General features: G+C 62.1%; 13 protein-coding genes. 10 read left to right on the plus strand and 3 right to left on the minus strand.

Annotation, left to right across the window (positions count from 1 at the left end; translation table 11 throughout):
* The first annotated feature begins 73 nt into the window (after positions 1-73).
* The 9 genes from folE (at position 74) to HH302_RS06035 (ending at position 11,345) form a co-directional block, all read left to right on the plus strand.
* Positions 74-787 (plus strand): GTP cyclohydrolase I, encoded by a 714-nt coding sequence (gene folE, locus HH302_RS05995; protein ID WP_172199574.1) that lies wholly within the window; start codon positions 74-76, stop codon positions 785-787.
* A gap of 7 nt (positions 788-794) precedes the next feature.
* Positions 795-1,220: a BLUF domain-containing protein gene (locus HH302_RS06000; protein ID WP_172199577.1), complete on the plus strand. Its 426-nt coding sequence runs from the start codon at positions 795-797 to the stop codon at positions 1,218-1,220.
* 342 nt (positions 1,221-1,562) lie between these two features.
* Complete coding sequence (locus HH302_RS06005) at positions 1,563-4,205, plus strand: alpha-amylase family glycosyl hydrolase (RefSeq protein ID WP_172199580.1); 2,643 nt, start codon at positions 1,563-1,565, stop codon at positions 4,203-4,205.
* Positions 4,206-4,870: 665 nt separating this feature from the next.
* On the plus strand, positions 4,871-7,018 hold the full coding sequence (locus HH302_RS06010) for an ATP-binding protein (protein ID WP_172199583.1): 2,148 nt from the start codon (positions 4,871-4,873) through the stop codon (positions 7,016-7,018).
* Entirely contained in the window at positions 7,018-7,395 is a 378-nt protein-coding gene (locus HH302_RS06015) for a response regulator (RefSeq protein WP_172199586.1), read from the plus strand. The genes HH302_RS06010 and HH302_RS06015 overlap by 1 nt, the downstream gene beginning before the upstream one ends.
* Positions 7,388-7,834 (plus strand): chemotaxis protein CheX, encoded by a 447-nt coding sequence (locus HH302_RS06020; RefSeq protein WP_172199588.1) that lies wholly within the window; start codon positions 7,388-7,390, stop codon positions 7,832-7,834. The genes HH302_RS06015 and HH302_RS06020 overlap by 8 nt, the downstream gene beginning before the upstream one ends.
* 36 nt (positions 7,835-7,870) lie before the next feature.
* Positions 7,871-8,905, plus strand: a complete 1,035-nt coding sequence (locus HH302_RS06025; protein ID WP_172199590.1) for a sulfate ABC transporter substrate-binding protein — start codon at positions 7,871-7,873, stop codon at positions 8,903-8,905.
* A 48-nt stretch (positions 8,906-8,953) separates the two neighbouring features.
* Complete coding sequence (gene pstS, locus HH302_RS06030; protein WP_172199592.1) at positions 8,954-9,994, plus strand: phosphate ABC transporter substrate-binding protein PstS; 1,041 nt, start codon at positions 8,954-8,956, stop codon at positions 9,992-9,994.
* Between the two features lie 136 nt (positions 9,995-10,130).
* Positions 10,131-11,345, plus strand: a complete 1,215-nt coding sequence (locus HH302_RS06035) for a CaiB/BaiF CoA-transferase family protein (RefSeq protein ID WP_172200770.1) — start codon at positions 10,131-10,133, stop codon at positions 11,343-11,345.
* Between the two features lie 64 nt (positions 11,346-11,409).
* On the opposite strand, the gene acnB is transcribed toward HH302_RS06035, so the two are convergent.
* The 3 genes from acnB to HH302_RS06050 are packed head-to-tail and all read right to left on the minus strand — an operon-like array spanning position 11,410 to position 16,150.
* A complete protein-coding gene (acnB, locus tag HH302_RS06040; RefSeq protein ID WP_172199594.1) occupies positions 11,410-14,001 on the minus strand; it encodes a bifunctional aconitate hydratase 2/2-methylisocitrate dehydratase in 2,592 nt (863 codons plus the stop codon).
* 45 nt (positions 14,002-14,046) lie between these two features.
* Complete coding sequence (locus HH302_RS06045) at positions 14,047-15,138, minus strand: CoA ester lyase (protein WP_172199596.1); 1,092 nt, start codon at positions 15,136-15,138, stop codon at positions 14,047-14,049.
* Between the two features lie 19 nt (positions 15,139-15,157).
* A complete protein-coding gene (locus HH302_RS06050) occupies positions 15,158-16,150 on the minus strand; it encodes a malate dehydrogenase (RefSeq protein ID WP_172199598.1) in 993 nt (330 codons plus the stop codon).
* Positions 16,151-16,344: 194 nt separating this feature from the next.
* On the opposite strand from HH302_RS06050, the gene HH302_RS06055 reads away from it, so the two are divergent.
* On the plus strand, positions 16,345-17,073 hold the full coding sequence (locus HH302_RS06055; RefSeq protein WP_172199600.1) for a GntR family transcriptional regulator: 729 nt from the start codon (positions 16,345-16,347) through the stop codon (positions 17,071-17,073).
* Positions 17,074-17,133: the final 60 nt, after the last annotated feature.

A 17,133-nucleotide genomic window follows, 5' to 3' on the forward strand; every position in this document is an offset into this window, starting at 1 on the left:
CGCGGGCGGCTGGTTTGCGGTCGAACCGCCGTTGTACGACACTCCATCAATCACCACATCACGACGGCCCATCATGAGCGAAGCCTTACAGAAGCCCGATACCGCTGCGATCCAGCCCGTGTCGGCGCGGATTCGCGAGCGGATCTATCGCGCAAAACAGCGCTTTCACGCCAACGACAACATCTCCGCCTTCCTTGAGCCCGGCGATCTCGAAGCCTTGCTGGACGAAGTGGAAGGCAAGATGCGAGGCGTGCTCGAAAGCCTTGTGATCGATACCGAGAGCGACCACAACACGCAGGACACCGCACGCCGTGTTGCAAAGATGTACCTCACCGAAGTCTTTCGGGGGCGTTACATGCCGGCCCCGGCGGTAACCGAGTTCCCGAACGCCGAGCGCCTCAATGAACTGATGATCGTTGGCCCGATCACGGTCCGCAGCGCCTGCAGCCATCACTTCTGCCCGATCATGGGGCGGCTGTGGATCGGGCTGATGCCCAACGAACACTCGAACCTGATCGGCTTGTCGAAGTACTCGCGACTCGCCGAATGGGTCATGAGCCGGCCGCAGATCCAGGAAGAAGCAATCACGCAGATGGCTGAATTGTTGATGCGCAAGGTGAGCCCGGATGGCCTTGCGGTGGTCATGGAGGCGGACCACTTCTGCATGCACTGGCGCGGAGTGAAGGATTCTGAGACCAAGATGATCAACAGCGTCATGCGCGGTTCCTTCCTCAAGGATGCAGCGCTGCGCCGCGAGTTTCTCTCACTCATCAACCTGAAAAACTGAGGCTCCGATGCTTGTTCGTTTGCTCTACGCCAGCCGCGCGGCATCGCCGCTTACTGCTCCCGTGGTGGACGCGATCCTCGCGCAGTCGCGCGACCACAACCCCAAGCTCGGCATTACCGGCATGCTCTGCTACAGCGACGACCTTTTTCTGCAGGTGTTGGAAGGTGGGCGCGATGAGGTGTGCGAGCTATTCAACACGATCGTTCGCGACGATCGGCACACCAAGGTCCGAATCCTGAGTTTCGAGGAGATCCCGGAACGGCGCTTCGGCGCATGGACCATGGGCCATGTCAACATCGCCCGCGTGAATCCTTCGCTCTTGCTCAAGTACGCCGAACGCCCGGTACTCGATCCGTTTGCCTGCTCGGGGCGCGCATCGATGGCGCTACTCGATGAGCTGATTGCAACGGCGTCGGTCATCGGTCGCTGTTGATCCTTGGACTCAATGGGCCGGCGTGCAATGCGCCGGCCTGGTCTGATCGCCGTTGAAGCAATGCAGACCGTGCAAATGCTGCTTGCAAGCCCATCGTCCTCCAAATAGACTCCACTCGATAATTCGAAAAGCATATCCGGCGCGCGGATCATCGGGAACGGACTACGGTTCGTGCTCGGCCATGCGCGTCGTCCTCGTCGCCCGGAACGGTCATGCCGGGTTGCTTGCTGCGCGCAGGTCGCCGCGGCGGACGTCACTCCCGAACACGCGTAGCGATGCCGGTCATTCCGGCACGCAGGGGCCAGTTGCCCCGTTTCGTTCAATCCAGAGGAGTGAAGCTGAATGAAGCGTTTCCATCGTTGGCCCACTGTGGCCATGACCGCCGTTGCAGCGGCGCTGCTTGCGTCGTGCGGCGACAACAGCGATCTTCCGTGCTGCGATCCACCTCCGCCTGCGCAACTGTTGCATGTGGCCTCGCCTGAATGGCAGGACCAGATCGTCTACTTCGTGATGACCGATCGCTTCAACGACGGCGACCCGAGTAACAACGACCAGGGCGCCGGCGAGTTTGATCCGGCCGACGGCGCGAAGTACAGCGGTGGCGATCTCCGCGGCGTGGAAGCCAAGATCGACTACATCAAGGGCCTGGGGGCAACGGCGGTGTGGGTGACCCCGCCGGTGGCGAACCAGTGGTGGGATCCGCTCAACAACTACGGCGGCTACCACGGTTACTGGGCCAGCAACTTCATGGAAGTCGACAAGCACATGGGGACTCTGGCCGATTACAAGAGCCTGTCGTCCTCATTGCACAAGTCGGGCATGTACCTGATTCAGGACGTTGTGCTGAACCACACCGGCAATTTCTTCAGCTATCGGGGTGGCTACGACGCGGCAGACCCGACCAAATTCCTTGTGATGAACACCGCGTCCAAACCCGGCGCCGCGCCAACGCAGTCGCCTTTTGAACTGAACGATCCGCGCAACGCGGACCATGTAAAGGCGGGCATCTACCACTGGACGCCCAGCATCAGCGACTTCCAGGACGCGGCGCAGGAGAAGAACTATCAACTCTCCGACCTCGACGACCTGAACACCGAGAACCCTGCGGTGCGCGACGCGCTGCGCAAGAGTTACGCGTACTGGATCAAGGAGGTGGGTGTCGACGGTTTCCGCATCGACACTGCATTCTACGTACCCCCCGACACCTTCAAGGACTTCCTGTACTCGACCGACACGACCAACCCCGGCATCGTCGCTGCTGCCAAGGCAACGGGCCGCGAGAACTTCCTCTCCTTCGGCGAGGGCTTCGCATCCGATCGCGCCTACGAAGACACGAAGGCGAAGAAGATCGACAGCTACATGACCGATCCGGCCACCGGCGAGACGATCCTGCCAGGCATGATCAACTTCCCGCTCTACACGTCCGCAGGCGATGTGTTTGCGCGAGGCCGGCCGACTGCGGAACTCGGCTACCGCATACGCGACGTGATGACCACGCACAAGCGGCCCCACCTGATGCCGAGCTTCCTCGACAACCATGATGTGGATCGATTCCTCGCAGGGGGTTCAGAGGCCGGGCTCAAGCAGAACCTTTTGATGATGATGACGCTGCCTGGTATCCCGGTGATTTACTACGGCACCGAGCAAGCCTTCAAGGAACAGCGCGCCGCGATGTTCAAGGCGGGCTACAAGTCGGGTGGGAAGGACAACTTCGACACCACCGCCCCGCTGTACCAGTACATCGCGCAAGTCAGTGCGCTGCGCAAGGCGAACAAGGTGTTCTCGCGCGGTACGCCGACGGTGCTGAAGGAGAATGGCGCTGCCGCTGGCGTGTTCGCCTACAAGATGAGCTGGAACGGCACGACCGCCTTTGTGGTGTTCAACACCGCCGACGGCGAAACCTTGCTCGACAACCTTGAAACCGGGCTCGCGGCTCACGCCGTGCTGAAGCCGTTGTTTGCAGCAAGTGGCACCGCAACGCAGGCCGTCGCGGACAAGAACGGTCGCCTCTCGATGAAGCTGCCCGCCCGCAGTGCCTATGTCTGGCTTGCGACGGCGGACACAGCGAGTGTGGTGGACCCGACCGCCACGATCAGCATGACGGCTCTGAATGACGCGAAAGAGGCGGGTGATTTCACCGTCAGCGGTGTCTCAACCGAACTCACGAACTTCAAACTGGTGATCGACGGCGATGTGGCGCACGCTCAGACCGTTACCCCGGCGGGCGACGGCAGCTGGTCGGCAACGGTGGACACCGCAACGATGATCGACCCGACGATCCGCCACAGCATCGTCGCCTGGAGCGAAACCTCCGCCGTGCTCTCTAACAGCGGTAGCTTCTTCGTCGATCGTCCGTTCGTGAAGCTTGCCGAGGTGGTGGACCCGGCCGGTGATGATGTTGGGCCGACGGGTGTCTACAAATACCCGACGAATGATTCCTGGGGCAGCAACCGCCAGCTCGACTTGCGCAAAGTCACGGTATCCGGCGCTGGTGGGGCGATGCGCATCGACGTGCAGACGAACAAGGTCACAACAGTCTGGAATCCGGCGAACGGCTTTGATCACGTGGCCTTTACGATCTTCATCGAAGTGCCCGGAAAGGCGGGCGGTGTGACAGCGATGCCTTTGCAGAACGCTGTGTTGCCAGGCGGGATGAAGTGGCATTACCGCCTTCGTGCGCACGGGTGGTCGAACGCCATCTTCACTTCATCGGGCGCGAGTGCCAGTAACGAGGGGACGAACGCCTCGCCCGCCGCCGGCTTGAAGGTGGATACCGCGACGAATACGGTCAGCTTCATCCTGCCCGACGCGTCGCTTGGGAAGTTGTCGTCGCTGTCTGGCGTGAAGGTCTACGTGACGACCTGGGACTATGACGGCGGCTATCGTGGTCTGTCGCCAACAACCCAGGAATGGGCGTTCTGGGGCGGTAATGGTGCGACTGACCCGCTGGTGATGGACGATACGACGGTGATCAGTTTGCCCTGATCGTTGTCGGTTCTTCTGCTGAAAAAACAGGGCGCCATCGGCGCCCTTTTTTTGGCAATTAAGGAGAGGTAATTCGGAATTGGTTGGTTTTGCAAACGAAACGAATAAGGGTGATTAATACTTTGTGCGTCCTGATTTTGAGTAACAACTGTAGGAATTGATATCCATGCATGACGGATAAATACCTACACACCAATTCAGAAAACGGAAAATGACATCTAAATGGGATATGCGCCCATATTTATGGTCTTGGTGTTCATTTGCCGTGCAGTACAAAGTCGCTTTACCAAGCTGCTTACGACAAGAACAGCCATGCAAAACAGTGCTTTATGGCTTCTTCCACGAGCCTTGATCGGTGCCGGATTGCTCAAATTGAATGACGCTCTGTGTCATTTTGTGGTGCAAAAGCGCGACCGTTCATTCGTCATAAAGTGCCGTTTGTCGCTTCGCAATTAATTCGACAAGCGGCGTTAAATATTCACGCCTAAATCAGAATGGAGGCGCTCGTTTGAGCTGACGGTTTGCAATTGAAAGCACTTTGCGTGGCGGGTTCGCAAGGTGGTTTCTTTCGATAAACCGTTGGATGGGGCGGTTCGATCGCTGCACTGACTTTGCCGCGCACGACGAATCGCAAGGGCGCCACCTTCATGGAAGGGGCGTAGGCAATGCTGAAACTTGGATTGGGCAAATACCGCTCGATCGTCGTTCTGATCACGCTGTTTCTGGTGTTCGACGTTGGCGTGCTCGGGATGACCTTCGTGATATCCCGCCAGCTGACGGCGGATGCGATCTCGATCAACCTCGCTGGCCAGCACCGTTATCTGGTGCAAAAGCTCGCCAAGACAGCGCTGTTGATCGATCAGGATGCCACCCAGGGCACCTTTGACAGCAGCGGCCGATCGAGCCTGAACGAGGTCAAGGACCTCATCGCAACCGCCGATCGCTTCAACGCGATCATCAACACGTTTGATGGCGGCGCGAAGCTACCGGACATGGCCGAAGAACTGGCGCTGACCCCGAGCCAGGACGAGCAGGCGGCCGCGATGTTCGCCTTGGTGAAGGAGCTCTGGGCGCCGATCAACAGCGAAGTGCAGTCGCTGAATCAGCCAAAGGATGGCCACCGTCCTGATGTCGGCCCGCTATTGCAGGTGCTGATTCCGAACAACTTGAACCTGCTGGCAAGCTCGCACCTGCTGACGAGCCGCCTCGAAGCCCTGTCTGCGGCAAAGGCCGCAAGGCTGCGCGCGGTGCAGATGGCCGGCATGGCGGCCGCGTTGATCAACTTCGCCTTCATCCTCTACAGCTTCCTCGGCCAGTTGCGCAAGAGCGACCAGGCGGTGGAGCGCGCGCAGCGTGAAACCGAAGACATCCTGCGGACCACACAAGAGGGGCTCTTCCTGCTCGACCCGGATTTCCGCATGGGGTCGCAAACCTCCCATGCGCTGTCGCGCATCATCGGCGTGGAGGCGAAGGGCGGCGAAAACTTCCTCGATCTGCTCAAGCCTTTGGTGACACCGAAGACTTACGACACCACCAAGGAGTACATCGAGCTGCTGCTGCGGCACGACGTGAAGGAAAAGCTCGTCGCCAGCCTCAACCCGCTCGACTGCATTGAAATCAGCGCTGTGAAGCCGAGCGGGGCGGTGGAGTCGCGCTTCCTGCAGATCCGCTTCAACCGGGTGCTGCAGGGCAACAAGGTCACGCACCTGTTGGTTACGGTCAACGACATTACTCGCCGCGTGAAGCTCGAGCGCGAGCTGAAGGACAGCGAGCGCCGCGTGCAGGATCAGATGGGCATGATGGTGAACATCCTCCAGGCTGATCCGCGACAGTTGCAGGACTTCCTGCGTGCTGCGAGCGACGGTCTCAATCAGATCAACGAGGATCTGCGCACCGCGAGCCCGACGACCGGCGTATCCACGCCGCGGGTCGACGCAATGATGCGCATCGCCCACCGCTTGAAGGGCGACGCCGCGGCGTTGCAGCTCGAAGCGGTGTCGCAGTCACTGCACGCCTTCGAGAATGTGCTTCAGGAGTTGCGCGTGCTGACTCGCCGCTCCAGTGAAGACTTGTTGCCCGTCGCGGTGCGGGTAAAGGGGCTGTATGCCGAGATCGCGGCAATCCAGGATGTGATTGCACGCATCGGTCAGGTGCGTGGCGTCGTCAGTGTCGAGCCGCCCAAACCGGCGCATGACCCCGAACTGGCGGCCCAGGCCTTCGTGCGGCAGTGGCGCGGCTTCGCGCAACAGCTCGCGCAGCGGCACGAGAAGCAAGTCGAGCTGAGTTATCAAGGCCTCGATATCGAACTGCTCAACCCGCAGTTGCGCGACGCGGTGAATACCACGGTGAATCAGTTCATCCGCAACGCCGTGGTGCACGGGGTCGAGAAGCCGGCGGATCGCAAGATGCGTGGCAAGTCCGAGGCGGGGCGGCTTTCGGTTTACGTCTCAGACCAAGGCGACGGCACGATCGAGCTGAGCTTCCGTGATGACGGACGCGGCATCAACCCTGAAAAGATCCGCGCCGCTGCCATCCGCTCCGGGCGCATCGCGGCCGACGCGGCGAAGGCGCTTGATGCGCGCCAGCTGACGTTGATGATCTTTGAGCCCGGCCTTTCCACCCGCGATCAGGTGGATGAAGACGCAGGGCGCGGCGTCGGCCTCGATGCAGTGAAAGACCTGATTACACGGCTCGGCGGCCGGATCCGCATCGGCACGACCAGTGGTGAGTACTGCCATTTCCGTGTGCAGCTGCCGATCAAAGTGGAGCCGCGCGACGACCACATTGATGCCCCGATCAAGGAGGTGGCCTGATGGCACTCAAGCTCATGATCGTGGATGACTCGAACATCATCCGCAGCAAGATCACCCGAACGCTCACGCAACACGATATGCAAGTGGTGGCGACGGCAAGCAACGGCGAGGAAGCCGTCAAGCTGTTCGGTGCCCACAAACCGGATGTCGTGACGATGGATCTGACCATGCCGCGCATGGATGGGCTTGAGTGCATCCGCGCGTTACGCAAGATCGACCCGGGCATCAGCATCCTCGTGGTCTCGGCGCTGGCGGACAAGGCCACAGCAATCCAGGCCCTGAAGGAAGGCGCTCAGGGTTTCCTGTGCAAACCGTTCTCCGAAACCGACCTCACCGAGGCGATGGAGGAACTTCTGGGGGAGGACGCTCATGGATGAGCAACAACTGCGTGTCTTCATCGACATCGTGAGCCAGTACTTCGAGCGCCAGACGGGCAAGGCGCCGGAGGTCGGAAGCCCGTATCTGGGCGATGCCAGCGCGCTGCCGATCTACGACTTCACCGGCGTGATCGGTATCTCCGGCGAGCGCCAGGGCTGCGTGTACGTCACCGCGCATCGCGATCTGCTGCGGCAACTGTTGCTGCACGTGGGCGAGGCCGATGTGTCGGATACCAATCTCTGCGATCTCGTTGGTGAGGTAGCCAACACCATTTCGGGCAACGCACGTCGTTACTTCGGGCCGGATTTCATGATCTCGGTGCCGGTCGTCGTGTCGGGCAACGCGCGTGCGATCCAGGTGCCGCGCAGCGTCAAGGCCTACATCCTGCCACTGCGGTGGCACAAGTTTGAGGCGGCACTGGTCGTGAGCCTTCAGTAGTCGGGCAACGCGCAGGGTCAAGCCAGGAGACGGAACATGACAAGCTGGGCAGCAAGAGCAGGGGTGTGGCATGTTGGGTTGGTACTGGGGCTGGTAGGTGTGTGCGGCGCGGGCGCAACTGCCCGTGCCGACACCACCCTGATCAACGCTTCGTCGAACATCAATCAGGAGATGTTCCAGGAGTACAACGCCGCGTTCACGCGCTACTGGCGCGGGAAGACCGGCGAGGCGGTGACGATCAAGCAGACACACGCGCAATCCACGAACCAGGTCGCGCGGATTCGCAACGGCGAAGAGGCGGATGTGGTGACGCTGGCGGTGTCACTGGATATCGACACAATCGCCGCCGCGGGCCTCATGCCGAGCGATTGGCAAGGCCGGCTGGCTAACCACTCGTCGCCCTTCACGTCGACCGTGGTGTTCCTCGTGCGCCGCGGCAATCCGCGCCAGATCAAGGACTGGAACGACCTCGTGCGCTGGGGCATCAACGTCGTCACGTCGAATCCCAAGAGCTCCGGCATTGCGCGCTGGGGGCATCTGGCGGCCTATGGCTATGCGCTCAAGCAGCCGGGTGGCAACGATGCGAGCGCGAAGCTCTTCCTCAAGCGCCTGTACGGCAACAACCGCGTACTTGAGTACACCGCGCGCGGCGCCAACAACGCTTTCACGAAAAACAAGATCGGTGACGTGATGATCACGTGGGAGAGCGAGGCGCTTCAGCTCGTTGCAGCTGCGCCGGACGACTACGAGATCGTGGTCCCGAGCGTATCGATCGTGGCCGAGCCGCCGGTTGCGCTGGTCGACCAGATGGTCGAGAAGCGGGGCACGCGGAAGCTTGCCGACGCCTACCTTAACTACCTGTACTCGCCCGAGGCGCAAGAGCTGCTGGTGAAGTACTACTACCGGCCCGCAGACGCCGCAATCGCCGAGAAGTACAGCAAGCGTTTCAAGCCCCTGAGCCTGTTCCGGGTGGATGAGGTCTTCGGCAGCTGGCAGCAGGCGTTCAAGACGCACTTCAGCGATGGTGGCGTGCTGGATCAGGTCTACGACCCGTATCGCAATGCGTCGTAAGCGCGCGATCGGGCAGACCGGGTGGAACGGAAACGGAAAGGAACGACAATGAAAACGCTGTTGTGTCGGGCCGTCGCGGCATGCGCGATCGCCGGGGTTTCGATCATCGCTCAGGCGGCGGAGGTGACGGGCGCCGGCGCATCGTCGCCGCGGCTGGTGTACCTGAAGTGGGCGGAGGCCTACGGCAAGGCAACCGGCAACACGATCCGCTACCAATCGATCGGTTCTGGCGGCGGCGTGAAGGAAGTGACTTCGAAGAGCGTGGACTTCGGCGCGTCCGATATTCCGCTGACCGAATCCGAACTCGACAAACGTGGCCTGGTGCAGTTTCCAGTACTCGTTGGCGCCGCGGTGCCCTTCGTGAACCTGCCCAAAGTGGCGGCCGGCGAACTGCGCCTGACCGGGCCGCTACTGGCAGACATTTTCCGCGGCCGCCTGACCCGCTGGGACGACCCGCGCATTGCAGACATCAATCCGGGCGTGTCCTTGCCGGCCATGTCGATCGTCGTCGTGCGGCGTGACGATGGCGCCGGCGTCTCGTACTTCCTCACGCACTACCTCGCCAAGGTGAGCCCGGAGTGGCGCGACAGCATTGGGGTGGGCAGCGCCGTGCAGTGGCCCGTTGGCCTTGGGGGTAAGGGTGATGAAGGCGTCGCCAACTTCGTCAAGCGTTTGCCGGGTGCCATTGGCTATGTGGAGTACGGCTACGCCCGCGCGAACAAACTGGCCTACGTGAGCATGCAGAACCGCAGCGGCGCGTTCGTTGCCCCGGATGAGAAGAGCCTTGCGGCCGCAGCGCGCAGTGCCGCATGGGACAAGAGCGCCTTCGGCGAGGTGCTGAGCGACCAGTCGGCACCCGAGGCCTGGCCGATCGCAGGCGCCAGCTTCGTGATGCTGCAGCGTACGACGGACAAGCTTGCGCAGGCGGCCGCCGTTGTGAAGTTCTTTGGCTGGTCTTGCCAGAACGGCGGCAAGTTTGCGTTGGACGGCGGCTATGTTCCGCTGCCGGGCGAAACGGTGAACCAGCTCGGAGCCGCGTGGCAGCGCATCAAGGACCCCGCCGGCAAGACCATCGCAATGTTGGAGTGATGGTGCGCGACGCTGAGAAGACAACTGCATCGCGAACGCGGAAGACGAGGTAAGCATGTTGGAGACTGATCCGGCACTCAGGGGTGTCTTGCCCCGTAAAGGGGTGCGCAAGAAGGGCGCGCTGGCGAGCGCGCCGATGCGCCCGGTCGGCGCCCTCTCGCACGTGCGGGTGCTGGATCTGTCACGCGTGCTGGCGGGCCCGTGGGCGACGCAGTTGCTCGGCGATCTTGGCGCCGAGGTCATCAAGATCGAACGGCCCGGCCGCGGCGACGACACGCGCTCCTACGGGCCGCCGTGGGCGAAGGACGAAGCGGGCGAAGACACCGATGTCTCCGCCTACTACCTGTGCGCGAACCGAAACAAGGAATCGATCACTGTCGATTTCACCCGCGCCGAGGGTCAGGCACTGCTGCGCGAGCTGGCTGCGCAATCCGATGTGCTGGTCGAGAACTTCAAGGTTGGTACGCTCGCGCGCTACGGCCTCGATTACGAAACGCTCGCGGCAATCAACCCGCGCCTGATCTACTGCTCGATTACCGGCTTCGGTCAGGATGGGCCTTACGCGGAGCGTTCGGGCTACGACTTCCTGATTCAGGGCATGGGCGGGCTGATGAGCATCACGGGCGCGCCGGATGGCACGCCGACCAAGGTCGGTGTCGCACTGGCCGATGTCATGACCGGGCTCTATGCCAGCAACGCGATTCTCGCCGCGTTGGCGTGGCGCGAGCGCAGCGGGGAAGGGCAGCATATCGATCTCGGCATGCTGGATGTGCAAGTGGCTGCGCTGGCCAATCAGGCGCTCAATTACCTTTCAAGCGGCAGAGCGCCTGCACGTGTCGGCAACGCCCATCCGAACATCGTCCCTTACGACGCGTGCCCAACCGCCGATGGCCACATGATCCTTGCGATCGGTAATGACGCTCAGTTTGCGCGCTTCTGTATCGAGGCCCGCACCGATTGGCTCGGTGACGCACGCTTCGGGAGTAACGCGGCGCGGGTACGCCATCGGGATGTACTGGTTCCACTGATACACGACGTCACCCGAACGCGTACCACGGCGGAGTGGATCGCAGCGCTGGAGGCGGCGGGCGTACCCTGCGGCCCGATCAACACGATTCCGCAGGTCTTCGATGATCCCCAGGTTCGCCACCGCGGCATGCGCATCGAAATGGCGCATCCGTCCGCTGGCAAGGTAGCGCTGGTAGGGAGCCCGATCCGTATGTCGAAAACGCCGCCCACCTACCGCCGCGCGCCGCCAAACCTCGGTAGCGATACGCGCGACCTGTTGGCGCGGCTGCTGGGTAAGGAGCGCCCGCAGCTCGATGCACTGCACGAGCAAGGCGTGATCTGAAGGAACAAAATAAAAACGCCCCGCATCTCGCGATGCAGGGCGTTCAGGCTCAGGTCATTGGCGGTCAGACTTCGACGGCCTTTGCTGCGTCCTGGTACTCGGCGATCTGATCGAAGTTCATGTACTTGTAGATCTTGCTGCCGTCAGCGTTGATCACGCCCATGTCAGCGTGGTACTCCTCGACCGTCGGGATCCGCCCGAGCTTCGATGCGATCGCGGCCAACTCGGCCGAAGCCAGATACACGTTGGTGTTCTTGCCCAAGCGGTTCGGGAAGTTACGCGTCGAGGTGGAGACCACCGTCGCACCTTCACGTACCTGTGCCTGGTTACCCATGCACAGCGAGCAGCCCGGCATTTCGGTGCGCGCGCCGGCGCTGCCGAAGACGCCGTAGTGGCCTTCCTTGGTCAGCTCGGCAGCATCCATCTTGGTCGGCGGCGCAATCCACAGTTTTACCGGGATATCGCGCTTGCCTTCGAGCAGCTTGGACGCCGCACGGAAGTGGCCGATGTTGGTCATGCACGAGCCGATGAACACTTCGTCGATCTTCGCGCCGGCGACTTCGGACAGCAGCTTCGCGTCGTCCGGATCGTTCGGGCAGCAGAGCACCGGCTCCTTCAGATCGTTCAGGTCGATCTCGATCACCGCGGCGTACTCGGCATCCTTGTCCGCTTCGAGCAGGTTCGGGTTGGCCAGCCATGCCTCGACCGCCTTGATGCGGCGTTCAAGCGTGCGCTTGTCCTGGTAGCCGTCGGCGATCATGTTCTTCATCAGCACGATGTTGCTGTTGAGGTACTCGATGATCGGTTCCTTGTTCAGCTTGACCGTGCAGCCGGCGGCCGAACGTTCAGCCGACGCGTCCGAGAGCTCGAATGCCTGCTCGACCTTCAGATCCGGCAGGCCTTCGATTTCAAGGATGCGGCCCGAGAACACGTTCTTCTTGCCGGCCTTGGCGACGGTCAGCAGACCGGCCTTGATCGCGTAGTAGGGGATCGCGTGCACCAGATCGCGCAGCGTGATGCCCGGCTGCATCTGGCCCTTGAAGCGAACGAGCACAGATTCCGGCATGTCCAGCGGCATCACACCGGTGGCGGCGCCGAAAGCCACGAGGCCCGAGCCCGCCGGGAAGGAGATGCCGATCGGGAAGCGGGTGTGCGAGTCGCCGCCGGTGCCCACGGTGTCCGGCAGCAGCAGGCGGTTGAGCCAGCTGTGGATCACGCCGTCGCCCGGACGCAGGGCAACACCGCCGCGGCTGCTGATGAAGGCCGGCAGCTCACGGTGGGTCTTCACGTCAACCGGCTTCGGGTAAGCGGCGGTGTGGCAGAAGGACTGCATCACCAGATCGGCAGAGAAGCCAAGGCAGGCCAGATCCTTCAGCTCGTCGCGCGTCATCGGGCCGGTCGTGTCCTGCGAGCCAACCGTAGTCATCTTCGGTTCGCAGTAGGTGCCGGGACGCACGCCCTGGCCTTCAGGCAGGCCGACCGCGCGGCCAACCATCTTCTGCGCCAGCGTGAAGCCAGCCTTCGATTCCGCCGGCGGCTTGGGCAGGCGGAACAGTGTCGAGGCGCCCAGGCCGAGGAACTCGCGCGCCTTGCCGGTCAGGGAACGACCGATGATCAGGTTGATACGGCCGCCAGCGCGCACTTCATCGAACAGCACGTCGGACTTGAGCTTGAACTCGGCCACCGTCTCGCCGTTCTTCAGGATCTTGCCGTCGTACGGCAGGATGTCGACGACGTCACCCATTTCCAGCTTCGAGACGTCGACTTCGATCGGCAGCGAGCCGGAGTCTTCCTGCGTGTTGAAGAAGATCGGCGCGATCTTGCCGCCGAGCGTGACCCCACCGAAGCGCTTGTTCGGCACGTACGGAATGTCCTGGCCGGTGGCCCAGATCACCGAGTTTGTCGCGGACTTACGCGAGGAGCCAGTGCCCACCACGTCGCCAACATAGGCGACCAGGTGACCCTTCTTCTTCAGGTCTTCGATGAACTGGATCGGGCCACGTTTGCCGTCTTCCTCGGGCTTGAAGGCCGCATCCGGGCGGGTGTTCTTCAGCATCGCGAGGTAGTGCAGCGGGATGTCGGGGCGGCTCCATGCGTCCGGCGCCGGTGACAGGTCATCGGTGTTGGTCTCACCCGGCACCTTGAACACGGTGACGGTGATTTTCTTGTCCACTTCCGGGCGCGTGGTGAACCACTCGGCGTCAGCCCAGCTCTGGATCACTTCCTTGGCCTTGGCGTTGCCAGCCTTGGCCTTTTCTGCGACGTCGTTGAAGAAGTCGAACATCAGCAGCGTCTTCTTCAGCCCCTCGGCGGCGACGCCAGCGACTTCGGCATCGTCCAGCAACTCGATCAGCGGGTGGACGTTGTAGCCGCCCACCATGGTGCCCAGCAGCTCGGTGGCCTTGGCCTTGGAGATCAGATCGACCTTGATGTCGCCATGCGCAACGGCGGCGAGGAAGCTGGCCTTGACCTTCGCGGCATCATCCACACCGGGTGGCACGCGGTAGGTGAGCAACTCCACCAGGAAGGCTTCTTCGCCTGCCGGCGGGTTCTTGATCAGTTCAATCAGGTCGGCCGTCTGCTTGGCATCCAGCGCAAGCGGCGGGATTCCAAGGGCGGCGCGTTCGGCGGCGTGTTGGCGGTAGGCTTCTAGCACGGTGAGGTCCTCCGGTTTGCTGTCAGGATGCCGTTCGGCATTCGGTTAATTGGGGTTGGGGGTGAAAAACCGTTGCTCGGCCTCGCTGGGCAGCGTCATCCCGGTAGACCGGGCGCGCACGAGCAAATTCCAGTAATGGCGGAACGAGCCGCGATCGTGCAATCGTGTGCCGACGCGGATCGGTCCCCAGTTCGCGTCCTGCGCAGCACAAACGATGCCAGCAGCCTCCGTCACTTCATCGGCGGCTGGGCGCATGCCTTGCAGGATCGGCTCAATCTGCGCGGGGTGGATGCTCCACATCCGCAGGTAGCCAAAGTCGTTACGAGCGAGGCGCGCATCATCGAAAGCGACCTGCGTGTCGTCGAGTACGGTGGTCACGTTGTGCGTCGGAATTACGCCGTGAGCGATTGCTGCGGCGACGACTTCGCACTTGGCGCGCACCACCATGGGGTGTGTGAACTGCCCGGGCGAGCGCATTGCCGAACCAGGAATCGCACCGTGGTGTTCCGAGACGAAATCCATCAGGCCGAAATCCAGCGTTTCGATGCCGGGCAGGGCGGCAATCTGCCACGCTTGATGCAAGGCGCCATGCGTCTCGACCAGCGCATGCAGCGGTATCTCACGCTTGAGACCAAGGCGCGATTCGATATTGCGCAGGGCGGCGAGCGCTGTTTCCACATCCGCAGCGCCGCGAGCCTTTGGTACGGTCACAAACGCGATCCGGTCGGCGGCGCGACCGAGAATGATCTCAAGGTCGTCGTGCCAGCTCGGATGTGTGACATCGTGAATGCGTGCGCCGATGCGTCCGAACAGATTGTCGGCGCCTGCGATCAGGCTGCCGCACAGCTCGGCGTGGGTGCGTTCAGCGCCAGCGGGGGCGCCATCTTCGCAATCGAGCGTGATGTCGAAGAGCGGGCCCATCCGTTGCTGCAAGGCGATCGCCTTGCGCATGTTCTTTTCGGAGCCGCAGTAATGGTCCACCGCGGGGATCGCCGGCAGCGGCCTGCCGCCGGCGAACAGCACGGCATCGGGATGGAGCGGTGAGCGCCCGCGGTCGCCATTCGGCGACCTGCCCCCGATGGGGGCGCCAGGAAACTCGGGGCGGCCCGTGGTTTCCTCGGGGCGTACGTTATCCATGAGCCCGACGCCGTTTGCGTTAAGCCAGCAGGTCTGCGACGCCTGCGCGCTCTTCTTCGAGTTCCTTCAGCGTGAAGTTCATGCGGTCACGCGAGAACTCGTCGATCTCCAGGCCTTGCACGATCTTGTATTCGCCGTTGGCCGTGGTGACCGGGAAGCCGTAGATGATGCCTTCCGGGATGCCGTAGGAGCCGTCGGAAGGAATGCCCATGGTGACCCATTCACCGTTCGAGCCCAGCACCCAGTCACGGATGTGGTCGATGGCGGCGTTGGCGGCCGAGGCGGCGGACGACAGACCACGCGCTTCGATGATCGCAGCACCGCGCTTGCCGACGGTCGGCAGGAAGGTTTCGCGGTTCCAGGTTTCGTCGTTGATCAGCGCCTTGACGTTGTCACCGTTCGAGGTGACATAGCGGTAGTCGGCGTACATCGTCGGCGAGTGGTTGCCCCAAACGACGAGGCTCTTCAGGCTCGACACGTCGCGGCCGGACTTGGCGGCGAGTTGCGACAGCGCGCGGTTATGGTCGAGGCGCAGCATGGCAGTGAAGTTGCCCGGCTTGACGCGACCGAACTTGGTAGCCGTTGCCTTGGCGATGTAGGCGTTGGTGTTGCAGGGGTTGCCGACGACCAGCACCTTGACGTTCGGATCAGCGTACTGGCCGATTGCGGCACCTTGAACGGTGAAGATCTTGGCGTTCTCGGTCAGCAGGTCCTTGCGTTCCATGCCCGGGCCGCGCGGACGTGCGCCAACCAGCAGCGCGACTTGGGTGTCCTTGAACGCAACAGCCGGATCGTCGGTGGCGATCATGCCGGCGAGCAGCGGGAACGCGCAGTCTTCCAGCTCCATCATCACGCCCTTGACCGCCTTCTGGGCCTGGGGCAGATCCAGCAACTGAAGGATCACCGGCTGATCCTTGCCGAGCATTTCGCCCGAGGCAATGCGGAACAGCAGGCTGTAACCGATCTGACCGGCGGCACCGGTGACGGTGACGCGAACGGGAGCTTTGGCCATGTGTGACTCCTTTATCTATGCTGGAGAGCGCGGCCCTGCGCGCAGGTTCTGGTAGGGCGCCGCGGCGCCTGCCGGCGGCAATGTGGCTATCATCGTAGGCCAGAAATCTCACAGTGTCAAAAGCTAACTTATGTCTTATATAAGACAGGAGATGCATTATAGACACACCGATTTTTCTGTGCTTGAATGCGGTCATGGTGAACCTGTCGCCCACCTTCAGCCCGCTCTACCAGCAGATCAAACGCCTGATGATTCAGGCGCTTGAGTCGGGGGAGTGGCGTCCCGGTCAAGCTATCCCCAGCGAGCAAGAGCTCGCCGTGCGTTTCCAGGTCAGCCAGGGAACGGTTCGCAAAGCGATCGATGAGCTGGCTGCGGACAACCTTCTGATCCGTCGTCAGGGCAAAGGCACGTTCGTTGCCTCGCACGCGGACCCGCGCGCGTTGTTCCGTTTCCTGCGTCTGACGCCGCTGTCCGGTGAAATCGTTCCGCTCAAGAGCGAGCCGCTGGACTGCTGGCGCGCCAAGGCGGGGCAGGAAGCGTCGCGCAACCTCGGCATCGAACTGTCAGCGCCGATCATCATCATTCGGCGGGTTCTGAAGCACGAATCCAAGCCGATCGTGGTGGATGAAATCTACCTGCCGGGGGAGATCTTCTCCGGGCTCAATATCGAAATGCTGCGCGACTGGCAGGGCTCGATCTACGGCCTGTTCGAGTCCCGCTTCGGGGTGCGGATGCTGCATGCGCGCGAAAAGATCCGCGCGGTGGCGGCCGACCGCAATGTCGCAGAAACCCTTGGTGTGCCGGAAGCCTCGCCGCTGCTGTCGGTTGAGCGTGTTGCCTATACGTATGGAGACAAACCGGTGGAATGGCGTCGCGGCCTGTATTCCACCGCCGAGCACTACTACCTGAATGAACTGAGTTGAGGCTGTAATCGGGCCGGTTGGCCGGTTGCAGGCAAGAGAACGGCGAGTCCAGCGACGCGC

Source organism: Niveibacterium sp. COAC-50, from assembly GCF_013184235.1.
GTDB lineage: Bacteria > Pseudomonadota > Gammaproteobacteria > Burkholderiales > Rhodocyclaceae > Niveibacterium > Niveibacterium microcysteis.